At 64.8% G+C, this 15,443-nt stretch carries 14 protein-coding genes; 5 read left to right on the forward strand and 9 right to left on the reverse strand.

The window, feature by feature from the left end; translation table 11 throughout:
- Positions 1-20: 20 nt before the first annotated feature.
- Positions 21-1,148, reverse strand: coding sequence for an alkene reductase (locus EI171_RS43335; RefSeq protein WP_161536785.1), 1,128 nt, complete (start codon positions 1,146-1,148; stop codon positions 21-23).
- Between the two features lie 251 nt (positions 1,149-1,399).
- Positions 1,400-2,896 carry an aldehyde dehydrogenase family protein gene (locus EI171_RS43340; protein ID WP_161536786.1) on the reverse strand — a complete coding sequence of 499 codons (1,497 nt, stop codon included), beginning with the start codon at positions 2,894-2,896 and terminating at the stop codon, positions 1,400-1,402.
- Positions 2,897-3,088: 192 nt separating this feature from the next.
- Here EI171_RS43340 and EI171_RS43345 point away from each other — a divergent pair, with 192 nt between their 5' ends.
- The gene (locus EI171_RS43345; RefSeq protein ID WP_161536787.1) at positions 3,089-3,934 is read left to right on the forward strand and encodes an SDR family oxidoreductase; all 846 of its coding nucleotides are present in this window, start codon (positions 3,089-3,091) and stop codon (positions 3,932-3,934) included.
- 241 nt (positions 3,935-4,175) lie between these two features.
- Here EI171_RS43345 and EI171_RS43350 read toward each other — a convergent pair whose 3' ends face one another.
- The 6 genes from EI171_RS43350 to EI171_RS43375 form a co-directional block, all read right to left on the reverse strand.
- Positions 4,176-4,382, reverse strand: a complete 207-nt coding sequence (locus tag EI171_RS43350; protein ID WP_027547442.1) for a hypothetical protein — start codon at positions 4,380-4,382, stop codon at positions 4,176-4,178.
- A gap of 203 nt (positions 4,383-4,585) precedes the next feature.
- The gene (locus EI171_RS43355) at positions 4,586-4,999 is read right to left on the reverse strand and encodes a Rieske (2Fe-2S) protein (protein ID WP_028173896.1); all 414 of its coding nucleotides are present in this window, start codon (positions 4,997-4,999) and stop codon (positions 4,586-4,588) included.
- Positions 5,000-5,006: 7 nt separating this feature from the next.
- On the reverse strand, positions 5,007-6,119 hold the full coding sequence (locus EI171_RS43360) for an amidohydrolase family protein (RefSeq protein WP_038967354.1): 1,113 nt from the start codon (positions 6,117-6,119) through the stop codon (positions 5,007-5,009).
- Between the two features lie 14 nt (positions 6,120-6,133).
- Entirely contained in the window at positions 6,134-7,198 is a 1,065-nt protein-coding gene (locus EI171_RS43365) for an amidohydrolase family protein (RefSeq protein ID WP_161536788.1), read from the reverse strand.
- A gap of 218 nt (positions 7,199-7,416) precedes the next feature.
- Complete coding sequence (locus EI171_RS43370) at positions 7,417-7,692, reverse strand: YiaA/YiaB family inner membrane protein (RefSeq protein WP_011090339.1); 276 nt, start codon at positions 7,690-7,692, stop codon at positions 7,417-7,419.
- 40 nt (positions 7,693-7,732) lie between these two features.
- Complete coding sequence (locus tag EI171_RS43375; protein ID WP_161536789.1) at positions 7,733-8,428, reverse strand: PspA/IM30 family protein; 696 nt, start codon at positions 8,426-8,428, stop codon at positions 7,733-7,735.
- A 103-nt stretch (positions 8,429-8,531) separates the two neighbouring features.
- Here EI171_RS43375 and EI171_RS43380 point away from each other — a divergent pair, with 103 nt between their 5' ends.
- The 3 genes from EI171_RS43380 to EI171_RS43390 all read left to right on the forward strand — a co-directional run bounded on the left by EI171_RS43380 (position 8,532) and on the right by EI171_RS43390 (position 12,408).
- Positions 8,532-9,140 (forward strand): TetR/AcrR family transcriptional regulator, encoded by a 609-nt coding sequence (locus tag EI171_RS43380; protein ID WP_161536790.1) that lies wholly within the window; start codon positions 8,532-8,534, stop codon positions 9,138-9,140.
- Between the two features lie 96 nt (positions 9,141-9,236).
- Complete coding sequence (hydA, locus tag EI171_RS43385; protein ID WP_161536791.1) at positions 9,237-10,691, forward strand: dihydropyrimidinase; 1,455 nt, start codon at positions 9,237-9,239, stop codon at positions 10,689-10,691.
- A 94-nt stretch (positions 10,692-10,785) separates the two neighbouring features.
- A complete protein-coding gene (locus EI171_RS43390; RefSeq protein ID WP_161536792.1) occupies positions 10,786-12,408 on the forward strand; it encodes an ABC transporter substrate-binding protein in 1,623 nt (540 codons plus the stop codon).
- Here EI171_RS43390 and EI171_RS43395 read toward each other — a convergent pair.
- Entirely contained in the window at positions 12,405-13,748 is a 1,344-nt protein-coding gene (locus tag EI171_RS43395; protein WP_161536793.1) for a glycoside hydrolase family 3 protein, read from the reverse strand. The genes EI171_RS43390 and EI171_RS43395 overlap by 4 nt on opposite strands.
- A gap of 189 nt (positions 13,749-13,937) precedes the next feature.
- Here EI171_RS43395 and EI171_RS43400 point away from each other — a divergent pair, with 189 nt between their 5' ends.
- Positions 13,938-15,434: a DUF4153 domain-containing protein gene (locus tag EI171_RS43400; RefSeq protein ID WP_161536794.1), complete on the forward strand. Its 1,497-nt coding sequence runs from the start codon at positions 13,938-13,940 to the stop codon at positions 15,432-15,434.
- Positions 15,435-15,443: the final 9 nt, after the last annotated feature.

A 15,443-nucleotide genomic window follows, 5' to 3' on the forward strand; every position in this document is an offset into this window, starting at 1 on the left:
CCCGGAATGACCGAGGGAGATTACGCCGGTGTCAGCTCGTCATACGCCGGATAGTCGGTATACCCCTTCTCCTCGCCGCCGTAGAACGTGGCCCGATTGTAGGGCGTGATCGGATAATCGTGCCGAAGGCGCCGCGGCAGATCGGGGTTGGAGATGAAGATACGGCCGAAGGCGATGATGTCGGCATGGCCGTCGGCGATCGCCGCATTCGCGGTCTCGCCGGTAAACCCGCCGGCGGTCATCAGCACGCCGCTGTAGAGCGGACGGAACAGCACCATCGCCGACGGTACATTCTCCCAGTGGACGTCGGCGCGCCCGGCGCCGCTGGAGCGCGGCTCGATGAAGTGAAGATAGGCAAGACCGAGCTTGTCGAGCGCCTTCACGACATGGGTGTAGAGCGGCATCGGATCGGGCTCGCCGGAATCGTTGGCGATACCGTGCGGCGACAGCCGCACGGCGACGCGGTTTGCACCCCAGACGTCGATCGCGGCCTGCGTGACATCGAGCAGAAGCCGCGCGCGATTCTCTATTCCGCCGCCATATTGATCGGTGCGCTGGTTGCTGCGCGATTGCAGGAACTGCTCGAGCAGATAGCCGTTGGCGCCGTGGATCTCGACGCCGTCGAAGCCGGCGGCGAGCGCATTCTTCGCGCCCTGCCGGAACGCCTCGACGATGCCCTTGACCTCGTCCGTCTCCAGCGCGCGCGGCGTCTCGTAGTCGGCGATCTTGCCTTCGGCCGTCATCGCCTTCATGCCTTCGGCCTTGATCGCAATCGCCGAGGCCGAGACCGGCAGCTCACCGCCATGGAAGGACGAATGCGAGACGCGGCCGACATGCCAGAGCTGGAGGAAGATGATGCCGCCCTTGGCATGCACGGCATCCGTCACCTTGCGCCAGCCGGCGATCTGCGCCTCCGAATAGATGCCGGGCGTCGCCGGATTGCCGCGGCCGTGCGAGAGCACCGGCGAGGCTTCGGCGATGAGCAAGCCGCCCGGCGTCGCGCGCTGGCCGTAATATTCGGCATTGAGCGGCCGCGGCGAAAAGCTGTCGCGCTCGGCGCGCATGCGCGTCAGCGGCGCCATCGCGACGCGATGCGCCAGCTCGTACGGACCGACCTGCAACGGATTGAACAACGCCGGAAATTTCATGCTGGCCCCAAAGTGGCTATGGAAGGATGCGGATCATATAAGAGGAAGAGACGGCCTGAAAAGATGGTGCCCGGTCTCCCTCTCCCCGTTCTTACGGGGAGAGGGTTGGGGTGAGGGGCCGCCTCCACGAAAATGGTGAGAGCTGGACTCGCGGAAACTCCCCCTCACCCGGAATCCGCGCTACGCGCGCATTCCGGCCTCTCCCCGCAAGCGGGGAGAGGCGAAGTGGCGCCGCGAACGCGGGAACCACGCTACGCCGTCTTGATCCAGACGGCCTTCACGTTGAGATACTCCTCGACGTGCTGCTTGCCGGACTCGCGGCCGTAACCGCTCATCTTGTAGCCGCCGAAGGGCACGGCCGGATCCATCGCCTGGTAGCAGTTCACCCACACCGAGCCGGCACGCAGGCTCTTCGCGACCGCATGCGCCTTGCTGACGTCGCGCGTCCACAGGCCCGAGCCGAGGCCGAACGTGGTGTTGTTGGCGCGCTTGACCAGTTCGTCCATGTCCTTGAACGCGATGGCGGAGATGACGGGGCCAAAAATCTCCTCCTGCGCGATGCGCATATTGTCCTGGACGCCCGCGAACACGGTCGGCGAGACGAAGAAACCCTTCGACAGCGCGCCTTCGGTGACGCGGCCGCCGCCGGCGAGCGCCCGCGCGCCTTCCTTCTGGCCGATATCGAGATAGCCGGTGACGCGCTCGAGCTGCTGCTCGGAGACCAGCGGGCCGATCTGCACGTTGGGATCGAGACCATTGCCGACTTGCAGCTTCTTGCCGAACTCGGCGACGCGGCCGACGAACTCCTCGTAGATCGACTGCTCGACGAACAGGCGCGTGCCGGCACTACAGATCTGGCCGGAGTTGGCAAACACCGCCATCGCGGCGCCGGGCACGGCGGCATCGAGATCGGCGTCCGCGAACACGATGTCCGGCGACTTGCCGCCAAGCTCGAGCGAGACGCGCTTGAGGTTGCCGGCCGAGGCGCGGATGATCGACTGTCCCGTGACGTGCGAGCCGGTGAAGGCGACCTTGTCGACGTCAGGGTGCGCGGCGAGCGCAGCGCCCGCGGTCTCGCCATAGCCGGGCACGACGTTGACGACGCCGGGCGGAATGCCCGCCTCCATCGCCAGCTCGGCGATGCGCAACGAGGTCAGCGGCGCCTCTTCAGCGGGCTTGAGCACCACGGTGCAGCCGGTGGCGATCGCGGGGCCGATCTTCCAGATCGTCGCGGTGAGCGGGCCGTTCCAGGGGATGATGGCGCCGACGACGCCGATCGGCTCCTTCAGCGTGTAGGAGAAGATTTCGCCCGGCAGCGAGTTCTCGATGGTCTCGCCATGGATCGCGGTGGTCTGACCGGCGTAATAGCGCAGCATACCGACGGCGCGGAGGCGATAGGCACGGGTGCGGCTGAGCGGCGCGCCCATATCGAGCGTGTCGAGCTGCGACAATTCGTCGAAATTCTTCTCGACGAGATCGGCAAGCTTCAGCAGCAGGTTCTGCCGCTCGAACGGCTTGACCTTGCTCCAGGGTCCTTCGAAGGCGCGGCGGGCGGCGGCAACGGCGCGGTCGATGTCTTCCTTGTCACCCTCGGCAACGGTTGCGAGCAGTTCGCCGGTCGCGGGATTGTGAGTCTCGAAGCGCTTGCCGGAGGCGGCATCGACCCATTTCCCGTCGATCAGCATCTGCTTGTAGGACCCATTGGCGAACGGGTGGCGCGTGATCGGAATAGCCTGCGACACAGCCATGGTTGCACTCCCTGTCAGGTGATTGATTGGGTTCGATCTCGGCGGGATCGTTGGGCGAGAAAGGATACAGCGGTGCCGGAAAGGCGTAAAGGCGGCGTGGAACGAAGACCTCCCATGCCGACTTGTGCAGGGTCGCGCGAACGCCATGTTATAGCTCGACCGAACTTGACGCCGCTCCCCGGAGAATGAGCCATGTCGCATCCTGTCATAGCCAAGGGCAATGTCGCCGTGATCACCGGGGGCGCATCCGGCATCGGCCTCGCCGCCGCCATCGCCTTCGCGCGCGCGGGAATGAAGGTGTGCATCGCCGACGTCGACCAGGCGCGACTGCAGGAGGCCGCAACAAGACTGGCATCCGTCACCGCCGCCACACATGTGATGACATTCGTCGTCGATGTCAGCCGCGCCGAGAGCGTGAAGGAACTGGAACACGCCGTCGGCGCGCATTTCGGCGGTACCGATATCCTCATGAACAATGCGGGCATCCAGCCCGGCAGCACGCTGTTCGGCGAGCCCGATAACTGGCAGCGCATCATCGCCGTCAACATGTGGGGCATCATCAACGGCTCGCGCATCTTCGCGCCCAACATGATCGCGCGCGGCAAGGCCGGCCTGATCATCAACACCGGCTCGAAGCAGGGCATCACCACGCCGCCCGGCGATCCCGCCTACAATGTCTCGAAGGCCGGCGTGAAGGCTTTTACGGAAGCGCTCCAGCATGAGCTGCGCAACACGGAAGGCTGCCACATCACGGCGCATCTGCTCGTTCCCGGCTTCGTCTTCACGGGGCTGACCGCGAAGGGCCGCACCGAGAAGCCGGCGGGAGCCTGGACGCCCGAGCAGACCGTCGACTTCATGATCGCGCGGCTCGAGGCCGGCGATTTCTACATCCTGTGCCCGGACAACGACGTGCCCCGCGCCCTCGACGAAAAGCGCATGCTCTGGGCCGCCGGCGATATCGTCGAGAACCGGCCCCCGCTGTCGCGCTGGCACCCGGACTATGCGGACGCGTTCGCGAAGTTCGTGAAGGGGGGCTAGGCGCGCTCTTTCGCACCCTCTCCCCGTTCTTACGGGGAGAGGGTGGGGCGAGGGGCTGCTTACGCAAACTGCGGTCTGAACTATCGAAGGGATTTCGCAAGGGGTGGCCGTGGAGTCGGAGAGACTTTTGTCGCTGCGACTCAGTGCCATGCCCCTCACCCGGATCGCGTCGGACGATGCTTCGCATCGCCGAGGGCGATCCGACCTCTCCCCGCGGAAGGGCGGGGAGAGGTTAAGAAGCCTACAGCGTCTCTTGCTGATGCCCGCAATTCTTGCAGGCGAACTTGACGCGGCTCTGGCCCTTTGGCGCCTGCACCCGGTTCGGGGCGCCGCACTTGCCGCAGACCGCCTCGATCCGGGTATCGCCCTGCTTGACGACGATGGTCTTCTTTTCCATCGATTCGCGGATCAGGCGCTCGGCCTCCTCTCGCAGGGATTGTTTGGACAAAGCTCATCTCCGCCATGAATGCGGGCGAGGCTTATCGCACCTGCGTCGGAATCACAATCCGTGATGGTGATCGCGGCGTTATCAACATGTCATTCCGGGTTGGTCCGCAGGACCAGACCTCAGGTACGCACTTGCGCACCGGGGAATCTCGAGATTCCGGGTTCATTCGCTGTGCAAATGCCCCGGAATGACGGTGTATGACTTCAGACCTCGACAATCACATAGCTGTCCTCGACATGCACCGGAAACGTTTCGGCAACATACGGGCCCTTCTGCAATTCGTCGCCCCGCTCCACCGCGACCGGATATGACCTGATCCTGACGCGTTTCGGATCGAACCAGGACTGGCCGTTGCGCATGTCGAACTCCCAGCCGTGCCAGGGACAGCGCAGCATCTCGCCGACGCGAGAGCGCTGATAGATGCCCGGCTCGGGCGAGGTCAGCCGCGCCACGCAGGCCGCCTTGTCCAGCGGGGCACCTTCGTGCGGGCAGCGGTTCAGAAGCGCAAAGAACTCGCCGTTGACGTGGAACACAACGATGTCGCGGCCCGCGACGTCGACGACCTTGTTGCCGCCGGGCGGGATCTCGGAAGTGCGGGCGACGATGTGGCGGGCCATGCTGGTTTCAGAACTTGTAGACCGCGCGGGCATTGGTGCTGAAGATCTTCTTCCGCTCAGCCTCGGTCAGCGGCGTCTTGAAGGCGAAGCGCGGATCGTCGAAGTCCCAATGCGGATAGTCCGACGAGAACAGCAGACGGTCGATGCCGACCCATTCGATCAGCGCGCGCAGGTGCCGGGCCTCGTCCGGCTCGTCGATCGGCTGGGTCGTGAACCAGAAGTGCTCGCGGACGTATTCCGAGGGCCTGCGCTTGAGGTGTGGCACCTCGCTGCGGAACCGCTCGAAATGCTGGTCCATGCGCCACACCGCTGACGGAATCCAGCCAAAGCCGCCCTCGATGAAGACGATCTTCAGCTTTGGAAAGCGCTCCGGCACGCCCTCGATGACGAGGCTCGCAAGCTGCGCGGCAATGGTGTGCGCGTTCGACTGGTGCTCCTCGACATAATAAGACGGCCAGCCGCCGCCGGTCGGCGCGTGGCCGCCATAGCCGCCGACATGGATGCCGAGCGGCAAGTCCAGTGCCTGCGCGCGCTCGTAGATCGGCCAGTAGCGGCGGCGGCCGAGCGGCTCGTTGGCGCGCGGCGAGACGTTGATCTGGATGTATTCCCCGACCTTGGCGCAGCGCTCGATCTCAGCAATGGCTAGCTCGTTGCCGTCCTGCCCGACCAGGATCGACGCCTTCAGGCGCGGATCCCGATGCGACCAGAACGCCAGCTGCCAGTCATTGATGGCGCGCTGGATCGCGGCGCCGAACTCCAGGTTCTGCTGCGAGAAGATGAAGAGATCGAGCACCTGGAGAATGCCGAACTCGACGTCGAGCGGATCGAGATGCTGCTTGCGCATGAAATCAAGATCGGAACCGGGCGGCCCCCCGGTCGGCGGCCAGGCATCGCGCCGCGCGATCAGCGGCGAGGACCGCGGATAGGGCGTGGTGAACAGATAGGGCGTGCGCAGATGGCTGCCGTATTCCTTCAGGTGCTGCTGCCAGCGCTTCGGCAGGAATTCGTTCAGATCGTCGGTCGAGCGAAGACTCGGATGGACGTCGCAATCGACGATGCGCAGCCGCGATGCGGCGGGCTTCTCGTCGTCGCGCAGCGGACGGTCGATGACTTCGCTCATGCGGTCCTCCAAAATCAGTTGGCGAGCGACAACCGCGGAAACGTCTCCAGCGGGTTGTCGACGCACATCTTCGCGATGATGCCCTTCGGCAGGTTCGGCGGGATCGGATCGTCGCCGTCGAACTGCCAATGCGGGTAGTCGGACGCGAACAGGAACATTTTCTCGGAGCCGATCTGGTCGATGATCTCCTCGACGCTTTTCGCGTCGCTAGGTGCATCGAACGGCTGCATGGTGACGCGAAAATTGTCGCGGATGATCGATGCCGGCTCGCGCTCGACCCAGGGAACCTCGACGCGCACGCCGCGCCAGGTCTTGTTGGCCCGCCACATGAAGGCCGGCAGCCAGCTTACGCCCGACTCCATCAGCACGACCTTCAAGTTTGGGTATTTGCCGAACACCCCCTCATAGATCAGGCTGAGGATCTGCGCCTGAAACGCCTGGGCCTCGACGAAGTAATATTCGTAGCGATGCGACGGCCAGCCGGCCGAGCTCGGCGCTTGGCGATATTGCGTGCCGGCGTGGATCGCGAGCGGCAGCTTGTACTTTTCTGCGAGCTGATAGACGGGCCAGAAATGTCGCCGTCCCAGTAGCGTCTCACCCTGCGCCAGCACCAGGATGGAGACGAAGCGATTGTCGCCGGCGCGGCGCTCGATCTCCTCGATCGCGAGATCCGGCGCCTGCATCGGCACCACGATGGAGGCGCGCAGGCGGGAATCGCGCGCAAGCCATTCGGCGGCGATCCAGTCGTTGATGGCCTTGCAGAAGTCGGCCGCCATGTAGGCGTCGAAGACGGCCTGCGCGCCGTAGAGCACGTTGAGGATGGCGTGGCTCGCACCCAATTGGTCGAACGCGCCCTTCTGCACCATGGCGAGATCGGAGCCGGGCTTGGCGCCGTTGGCCGGCCGCCAGTCGGCGCGGCCCGACAGCGGCATGCCCGGCGGATAAGAGGTGAGATCGAGCCCATCGATGGCGCGGCTCACCACCTGCTCTTTCCAGTGATCGCTGAGATAGGGAAGCAGCGTCGTGCGCGTGCCACCAACGGCCGGGTGGATGTCGCAGTCGATCCGCGTCGCCGCCATTGGGGGTTCCTCGGAGTTTCCTCGCGCAGTCTTTATTGGCGGCGTTCTTCGCGCCGCCCGGGCAGAGTGCGCCGGCCGACGCCGCCACGCAAGGGCGCGCGCCCGCGCGATCCGTCATGGCTCGGTTGCATTTCGCGGGCGCGATATGTGGATCAGCTGCGCGGTGGATGCTCTGGCACCCACCGCGTCAGATTGCAAACCGCTGCGCACTTCTCTCCTCAAGCCGCCTTGGAGACCTCCATCAGCAGACGCTCGGCCTTGGCATCCTCGATGCGATTCATCAGCCGGCTGCTCTCGTGATTGTCGCGCACGGTCTTGGTCAGCGTGACGCAGGTCTGGAGCAGCATCGCGACGCCCATGGTGAGATAGCCCTTCATCCAGAGGTCGATCGGCAGGAAGAAGATGCCGATTGCGACGAGGAAGGCGGAAGCCGCGAAGGACACGTAAGTGAAGGTCACCCAGGCGCTGCTGTGGGGCTGGCCGTTCTGGTTCATGGTCGTCTCCTGTTGGTTCGAATGATGATGGGATCTGAGTTCAGGCAGTCGGCTGGTGCTTGGACTTCAACCGCGCCAGCACGTCGTCCGCGGTCGTCTTCAGCCGGGGGCCGAAGCCCTGCTCGGCGAGTCGTTCGGCGGTCGCGAGCGGACCGGTGGCCGCATCGAGCTCAAACAGCGCGTCATCGGCGGCCTGGGCTTCCATCTGGCGCTCGCGCAGGCGCCTCAAGGTGCTCTCCGCTTCCGGCAACGTGGATTCGTAAGGACGTGCGGCCTCGATGCCGCTGCGGCGAAGCGAGCGCACCGCTTCCGAGGCACGGGCGAGGCGACGGCCGCGATCGAGCTCGGTGATGCGGGCCTGCGCAGTCGCGACGTGGCGCTTCAGCCGCGCGATCTCGGTTGCGAACAGCGCGCGTGCCGTCATCGCCGCATCGCGGTCGGCTTCGAGACCCGCGATGGCTTCGGCGGCCTCCTTGGCGAGATCCTCGCGGCCGCCATCGAGCGCCGCCACCGCGCGGGTCTCGAGATCGGCGATGCGCGCGCATGTCGCCTCGAGCTTGCGACCTTCCTGCTGGTCCTGCGCGATCGCCAGCGCCAGCGTCCGTTTGCTGCGCTCCACCGCGGCAGCGGCATCGCGCATCTGCTGATCGAGGATCAGCAGGGCCGTACGGTCCTCCAGCTCCTCGCCTGCGGCGGCCACGCTGCCGCGGAAAAGTGTCACGACGGTCTTGAACATCTGCAGCTCCCTGTTTATGAGCGTTGCTCACAGATGCTTTGTAGCAGGAATATTGAACACCGTTCAATAAATATCTGAGCGACGCTCAAGAATTTGACTCCAGATGACTAAGGCCTTGGAACGTCGAGCGAAACTTCGGACCGACCTGATCCAGGCGGCCGAGCGAATGATCGCTGAGCGGGGGTTGGCGGGTCTGAAAACCCGCGATTTGGCCCGCGAGATCGGCTGCGCCAATGGTGCGGTCTACAATCTCGTCGCCGACGTGGACGAGCTCGTCCTGCGGGTCGGCTCGCGCACGCTGCATCGCCTCGATGAGGCGCTCAGCGCGGCGGAACGCGCCGGGGAGCCCTCGCCGCAGGAAACGCTGGTCCGCATCGCCATTGCCTATTGCGACTTCGCCGCCGAAAACCTCGAACTCTGGCGCGCGCTGTTCGAGCACCGCATGGCCGCCGACAAGATCCTCCCCGACTGGTCCGTCGACGATCAGCTGCAGCTGTTCCGCCACATCTACCACCCGCTGGCGCTGCTGCTTCCCAAGCGCAGTCAGGAAGAGCTCGGCATCACCGCGCGCAGCCTGTTCTCGGCCGTGCATGGCATGGTGGCGCTGGGACTGGAGCAGAAACTGGTCGCCGTTCCCCTGCCGGCGCTGCGCAAGGAGATCGCAAACCTCGTGCGCGCGATGATCGACGGGCTGGTCGCGCGGGCGGAGTAAAAAGATCGGCGGCGGCTGACTAAAATTTCGCCTGTCGCATCGCGAGTGGTGCGCTTAGCCTTCGGGCCGTCCCCTCACCTCTATCCGGAGTCTCTCATGCCCCTCCTCATCCGCGGCGGCACCGTCGTCAATCACGATCATTCGCGCCGTGCGGACGTGCTGATCGACGGCGAGACCATCGTGGCGGTGGGCCCGTCGCTCGAGGCGCCCACAGGCACCGAGGTCATCGATGCCGGCGGCGCCTACGTCATTCCGGGCGGGATCGATCCGCATACCCATCTCGAAATGCCGTTCATGGGCACCGTCACCGCCGACGATTTCGAATCGGGAACCAAGGCGGCACTGAGCGGCGGCACCACCATGGTGGTGGATTTCTGCCTGCCCGATCCCGGCCAGTCGATGCTCGCGGCCTATCAGGAGTGGCGGCACAAATCCGAGAAGGCCGCCAGCGACTACGGCTTCCACATGGCGGTGACGTCGTGGTCGAAGCAGATTTTTGACGAGATGGAGACCGTGGTCAAAACCTACGGCATCAACACCTTCAAGCATTTCATGGCCTACAAGGGCGCGCTGATGGTGAATGATGACGAGCTCTACAACTCGTTCGCGCGCTGCGCCCATCTCGGCGCGATGCCTGTTGTCCATGCGGAGAACGGCGACGTCGTCGCCTTGATGCAGGAGGCGCTGATCGCGCGCGGCGTCACCGGCCCCGAGGGCCACGCTTATTCGCGGCCGCCTGAGGTCGAGGGCGAAGCCACCAACCGCGCCATCATGATCGCGGACATGACCGGCACGCCGGTCTATATCGTGCACACCAGCTGCCGCGAGGCGCATGAGGCGATCGCGCGGGCGCGCGCGGCGGGAAAGCGCGTCTATGGCGAGCCGCTGATCCAGCATCTGCTGCTCGATGCCGGCGAATATCAGAACAAGGACTGGGATCATTCCGCGCAGCGCGTGATGTCGCCGCCGTTCCGCGACAAGTCGCACCAGAATAGTCTTTGGGCCGGCCTGCAAGCCGGCTCGCTCCAGGTGGTCGCGACCGACCATTGCGCCTTCACCACGGAGCAGAAGCGGTTCGGGCTCGGCGATTTCAGGAAGATCCCGAACGGCACCGGCGGCCTCGAAGACCGCCTCGCGTTGTTGTGGACCGCGGGCGTCGCCACGGGGCGGCTGACAAAGGAGGAGTTCGTCGCGGTGACCTCGGCAAACATCGCCCGCATCCTCAACATCTATCCGCGCAAGGGCGCGGTCGCGGTCGGCTCGGATGCCGATGTCGTGGTGTGGGATCCCAAGGCGACAAAGAGCATCAGCGCGAAGCGGCAGATGAGCCGGATCGATTACAATGTGTTCGAAGGCTTTGCCTGCACCGGCGGACCGGCGGCGACGCTCTCGCGCGGCCGCGCCGTCTGGACGGATGGCGATCTGCGCGCCGAGGCAGGCGATGGCCGCTACATCGAACGCCCCGCCTTCTCGCCCGTGCATGTGGCGAATTCGACCTGGAAAGAGCTGACCGCCCCGCGCGCAGTCGCACGCGGAGCGGTGACGCCTTGAGAACGCGATCCACGCGGGATGCGACGCCATGAAGCGCGGTTGATGGCACGCGCTTTGCCTCTTTATGTCGCAACTTTCTCTCAAGGAGGCCGCGATGAGCGCATCATCTTCCGACATGAACCGTCGCAGCGTCGTGCTCGGTGGCCTCGGTATCGCCGGAATGACGGCCGTCGCGCCTCCCTTCGCCCGGGCGCAGGGACGCAGCGAGACGCTGCTGGTGGTGCAGGAGCTGGGGCCGAACTCGCTGGACATGCAGGGCGTCGGCTCCAACCAGACCGTGAACGGCCTGTCCTGGAATTGCTACGATCGCCTGCTGACCTACGCCTCCAGGACGCTGCCCGATGGGACCGTGTCCTATGATCGCGAGAAGCTCGCGCCTGAACTCGCCGAGAGCTGGGAGGTCGCGGCCGACGGCATGGCCTGCACCTTTCGCTTGCGAAAGGATGCGAAATTCCACGACGGCGCGCCGGTCACGGCCAGGGACGTCAAATGGTCGTTCGACCGCGCCGTGAAGGTCGGCGGCTTTCCGACCTTCCAGATGTCGGCGGGATCGCTGGAAAAGCCCGAGCAGTTCGTCGTGGTCGACGACCACACCTTCCGCATCGATTATGTGCGCAAGGACAAGATGCTGCTGTTCAATGTCGCGGTGGTCGTGCCCTTCATCATCAATTCCGAGCTCGCCAAGAAGAACGCAGCGCCCGAGGATCCGTGGGCGCTGGCCTGGCTGAAGACCAACGAGGCCGGCGGCGGCGCCTACAGGATCGAGAGCTGGAAGCCCGGCAGCGAGACCGTGCTGGCGCGCTTTGACGACTGGAAGAGCGGACCGCTGCCGAAGGTCAAGCGCGTGATCGCGCGCGACGTCCCCTCCGCAGGCACGCGGCGCGCGATGCTGGAGCGGGGCGATGCGGATATCTCCAGCGGCTTTGCGCCGCGCGATTTCGAGCAGATCATCAGGGAGGGCAAGGTCAAGGTATCAGGAGTGCCGATCCCGAACGCGCTCTGGTACGTCGCGCTGAACACGGCAAAGCCTCCGTTCGACAATGCCAGGCTGCGCCAGGCCGTCGCCTGGGCGATGCCTTACGAGCAGATCCAGAGCAGCGCCTTCTTCGGACGCGCCGTTCCGATGTATGGCGGCGCGGCCGATGTCTCAAAGCCGGTCTGGCCGCAGCCGTTTCCCTATGTCACCGATCTCGACAAGGCCAAGGCCCTGATGAAAGAGGCAGGCTTCGAGTCCGGACTGGAAACGACGCTGTCGCTCGACACCGGTACGGCGACCGTCGGCGAGCCGACCGCGATCCTGATCCAGGAGAGCCTCGCCAAGATCGGCATCAAGGCAGGAATCGAGAAAATCCCCGGCGCGAACTGGCGCACGACGCTGAACAAGAAGGAGCTGCCGATTGCCCTCAACCGCTTCAGCGGCTGGCTGGACTATCCCGAATATTACTTCTACTGGAATTTTCACGGCAACAATTCGATCTTCAACATCTCCTCCTACCAGAACAAGGAGATGGACGCGCTGATCGACAAGGCACGCTTCACCACGGATGCGGCGGAATACGACAGGTGCGTGAAGGATTTCATCGCGCTCTGCATGCGCGACGTTCCCGTCATCCCGCTCAACCAGCCGATCCACGACGTCGCCATGCAGAAGGCCGTCACCGGCTACGAGTTCTGGTTTCACCGCGAGCCGGACTACCGCCAGTTCGCGAAGGGCTAGTGCCGATCGACGAAGCGGACGCGGCCTGAGGCGGCTCGCGCCTGCTCGGTCGGAAAGCTCCGCACCAGTCGCGTTTCGCTCGCGTGAAGCATCGCCGCGTCGAGCCTGCCCTGCCGCGATCCGTCCAGCGCGCAGGCAAAGATCCGGTAGAACTGCGCGCTGTCATAGGCGACCAGCAGCATATCGACGCCGGCATTGATCGCCTCGATCACGGCCTTGCAGACGTCGTTCTGGTAGATCGCGCCCATCACGAGGTCGTCGGTCATCACCATGCCCTGGTAATTCCATTTGTCGCGGATGATGCCCTGGACGACCCGCTTCGAATGCGACGCGGCACGATCGGGATCGACGGCCGTGAGCGTGACATGGCCGACCATGAGCGCGCTATGCGAATGCGAAAGCACCTCGCGGAACGGCAGCCAGTCGGTTGCCTCCAGCTCCCTCACCGGCGTGTTGAGACTGGCACTGAAATGATGAGTGTCGGTGCGCACGCGCCCGATGCCGGGAAAATGCTTGAGCGTGGCGCCGACGCCTGAGTCTTCCAGCCCGCGGACATAGGCGTTTGCGATCGTGCTGACCACGACGGGATCGGTCGCAATCGCGCGCTGGCCGATCAGCGTATGGAAATCGAGGCGGTTGCGCCTCTGCGGCGGCTTGAGGTCGAGCACCGGCGCCAGATTGAGATTGACGCCGAGGCCGGCGAGCTCGCGGCCGTGGATGCGGCCGAACTCCTCGGCTTTGGTCTGCTGCTCGTCGGGGGCAAGCGAGGAGAGGGTCGCGAGCGCCGGCACCTTTGTCAACGGCGGCGCGAGATGCCCGACGATCCCGCCTTCCTGGTCCGCGGCGACGACCAGCGGCGGCAGCCCCACAGCGCGCCGCTTGTCCTGGAGCGCCGCGATCTCGGCGCGCAGCGCCTCGATGGTCCGGCCCCGGATGTTGTGCCGGGTGACGTAGACGCCGCCGATCAATCCCTGCTCGGCAAGGCGCGCGACCTCGGGAAAGGAGGAATAGCCGACCATGAAGTGAGGCCCGAGCTGACGCGCCTCATTGGCGCTGGCGGCAAGAACATCGTGCTTGCGCAACTCGAACTTCAGATGCGCTGCCGTCATCAGCAGCGGCGGCAGGCACCAGAGCATGACGAGAAGCTTGCCGGCCATGGTGCGCCACCGCCCTCTGCGAAGCAGAAGCATGACGATCGCGATGCTTGCAACGACAAGCACGATGTTTCCGGCGCCGCGCAGCGGGACCAGATAGGGATCGTTCTTGTTCGCGGCCGCGAACGCGACGACAGGCGCGGCCAGCCAGAGCAGGATGAGACCGATACGGCGGAGGAATTGCATGATGCGTCACACGCTAGGAGTGGCGAATGCTTCGCACCTAACAAAGCGATTTGCGCTGCGCGAGAGGCAAGAGCGCACCTGCACGAAAACTGCAAAAGACTCCTGAAACCGTGCAGACGATGATCCCGCCTTCTGCACAGACGCCGTTCAGACTTCGTGACGTTACCCATCACGAGAGGTCTTTTGGACATGACGAGCCTGGCTTCGACGATCGCAGCGGACATCCAGCCGATCAGGCATTCCTCGATTCCAGCCAAGCTTGGCTGCGCGCTGGCGCTGGCTGCGCTCGCCGACTGGCTGTTCTATGGCGAGCGCATCGGACTGTCGCTCACGCTGTTTGCGACCGCGATGGCTTGCGTGTCGGCGCTGCTCAATCATGCGGCCCTGGATCTGCGGCGCGCCATGATCGCTGCGGCCATTCTCGTCGCCGGCCTCGTGCCGGCCGTCGAGGAGCTCAACACGCTGTCCTTCCTGATCCTCATCACGGCGCTGGCCATTGCGCTCATGGTCGCGACCAATCCGGAAACGACCGAGTTCACCGAGCGTGCCCGTGCGCTACGCAATTTCTTCCTGCTCGGTCCCTTCAGGTTCTTCCTCGACGCGCTCCAGGTGTTCAACATGTCGGCGTTCACCCGCGGCATCGCGCTCTGGCTGCTGCCGGTGGCGCTCGGCACCGTCTTCGTCGCGCTGTTCGCGGCGGCCAATCCGGTGATCGAGCAGTGGGTGTCGCTGCTCAATCCAAAAATCCTCCTCGAATATGTCAGCGTCCCGCGTGTGCTGTTCTGGACGACGATGCTGGCGCTGGTCTGGCCGTTCATCCATGTGCGCTGGCGGCGGAGGAAAGTTGTTACCACGACGGATGCCGATGGCCCGGTGCCGCCGCCGCTCCCGCCCCTGGTCCCGGCCGAGTTCGTGGGCCCCTCGGCGATTCTGCGCTCGCTGATCCTGTTCAACCTGCTGTTCGCCGCACAGTCCATTCTCGACGGCATCTATCTCTGGGGCCATGTGGCGCTGCCCGACAATCTGACCTATGCGTGGTACGCCCATCGCGGCGCATATCCGCTGATCGCGACCGCGCTGCTCGCCGCTGCCTTCGTGCTGGTCGCGATGCGGCCCGGCGGGCCGGCCGAGAAATCGAAGGTGATCCGACCGCTGGTCTATCTCTGGGTGGGCCAGAACGTGCTGCTCGTCGCCTCCTCCATCCTCCGCCTCGACCTCTACGTGGGCATCTACATGCTGACCTATTGGCGGATCGCGGCCTTCATCTGGATGGGTCTGGTGACACTCGGGCTGATCCTGATCGTGGCCCGCATCGCGCTCGACCAATCCAATCGGTGGCTTGTCGGCGCCAATCTGATCGCGTTAACGATCGTGCTCTATACTGCCTCGCTGGTGAACTTCGATGCGTTCATTGCCGACTATAATGTTGCCCACAGTCGGGAAGCATCGGGCAACGGCGTGCAGATCGACATCAACTATCTCCTGACGCTTGGGCCACAGGCGCTGCCCGCCATCGACAAGGCGATCTTGCTGCGGCCCGGCAGCCCCGAGAGCTGCCTTGTGTCGCGCCGCGACCGCCTTGTAGAACAGCAACGTCAGGATCTGGCCTGGCGGAGCTGGGGCTTTCGAAACTGGCGGCTCCAGCGCAGGCTGGAGGCGCAGGTGAAGAACCAGCCGGCAGGGTGAGCGGAGAGT

Origin of the sequence: Bradyrhizobium sp. LCT2 (assembly GCF_009931255.1) — a bacterium.
GTDB classification, from domain to species: Bacteria; Pseudomonadota; Alphaproteobacteria; order Rhizobiales; family Xanthobacteraceae; genus Bradyrhizobium; species Bradyrhizobium diazoefficiens.

Bases quoted from the DNA above. Each gene is read 5' to 3' on its own strand.
- EI171_RS43335 (WP_161536785.1), bottom strand. From the start codon at position 1,148: ATGAAATTTCCGGCGTTGTTCAATCCGTTGCAGGTCGGTCCGTACGAG.
- EI171_RS43340 (WP_161536786.1), bottom strand. From the start codon at position 2,896: ATGGCTGTGTCGCAGGCTATTCCGATCACGCGCCACCCGTTCGCCAAT.
- EI171_RS43345 (WP_161536787.1), top strand. From the start codon at position 3,089: ATGTCGCATCCTGTCATAGCCAAGGGCAATGTCGCCGTGATCACCGGG.
- EI171_RS43355 (WP_028173896.1), bottom strand. From the start codon at position 4,999: ATGGCCCGCCACATCGTCGCCCGCACTTCCGAGATCCCGCCCGGCGGC.
- EI171_RS43360 (WP_038967354.1), bottom strand. From the start codon at position 6,119: ATGAGCGAAGTCATCGACCGTCCGCTGCGCGACGACGAGAAGCCCGCC.
- EI171_RS43365 (WP_161536788.1), bottom strand. From the start codon at position 7,198: ATGGCGGCGACGCGGATCGACTGCGACATCCACCCGGCCGTTGGTGGC.
- EI171_RS43370 (WP_011090339.1), bottom strand. From the start codon at position 7,692: ATGAACCAGAACGGCCAGCCCCACAGCAGCGCCTGGGTGACCTTCACT.
- EI171_RS43375 (WP_161536789.1), bottom strand. From the start codon at position 8,428: ATGTTCAAGACCGTCGTGACACTTTTCCGCGGCAGCGTGGCCGCCGCA.
- EI171_RS43380 (WP_161536790.1), top strand. From the start codon at position 8,532: ATGACTAAGGCCTTGGAACGTCGAGCGAAACTTCGGACCGACCTGATC.
- hydA (WP_161536791.1), top strand. From the start codon at position 9,237: ATGCCCCTCCTCATCCGCGGCGGCACCGTCGTCAATCACGATCATTCG.
- EI171_RS43390 (WP_161536792.1), top strand. From the start codon at position 10,786: ATGAGCGCATCATCTTCCGACATGAACCGTCGCAGCGTCGTGCTCGGT.
- EI171_RS43395 (WP_161536793.1), bottom strand. From the start codon at position 13,748: ATGCAATTCCTCCGCCGTATCGGTCTCATCCTGCTCTGGCTGGCCGCG.
- EI171_RS43400 (WP_161536794.1), top strand. From the start codon at position 13,938: ATGACGAGCCTGGCTTCGACGATCGCAGCGGACATCCAGCCGATCAGG.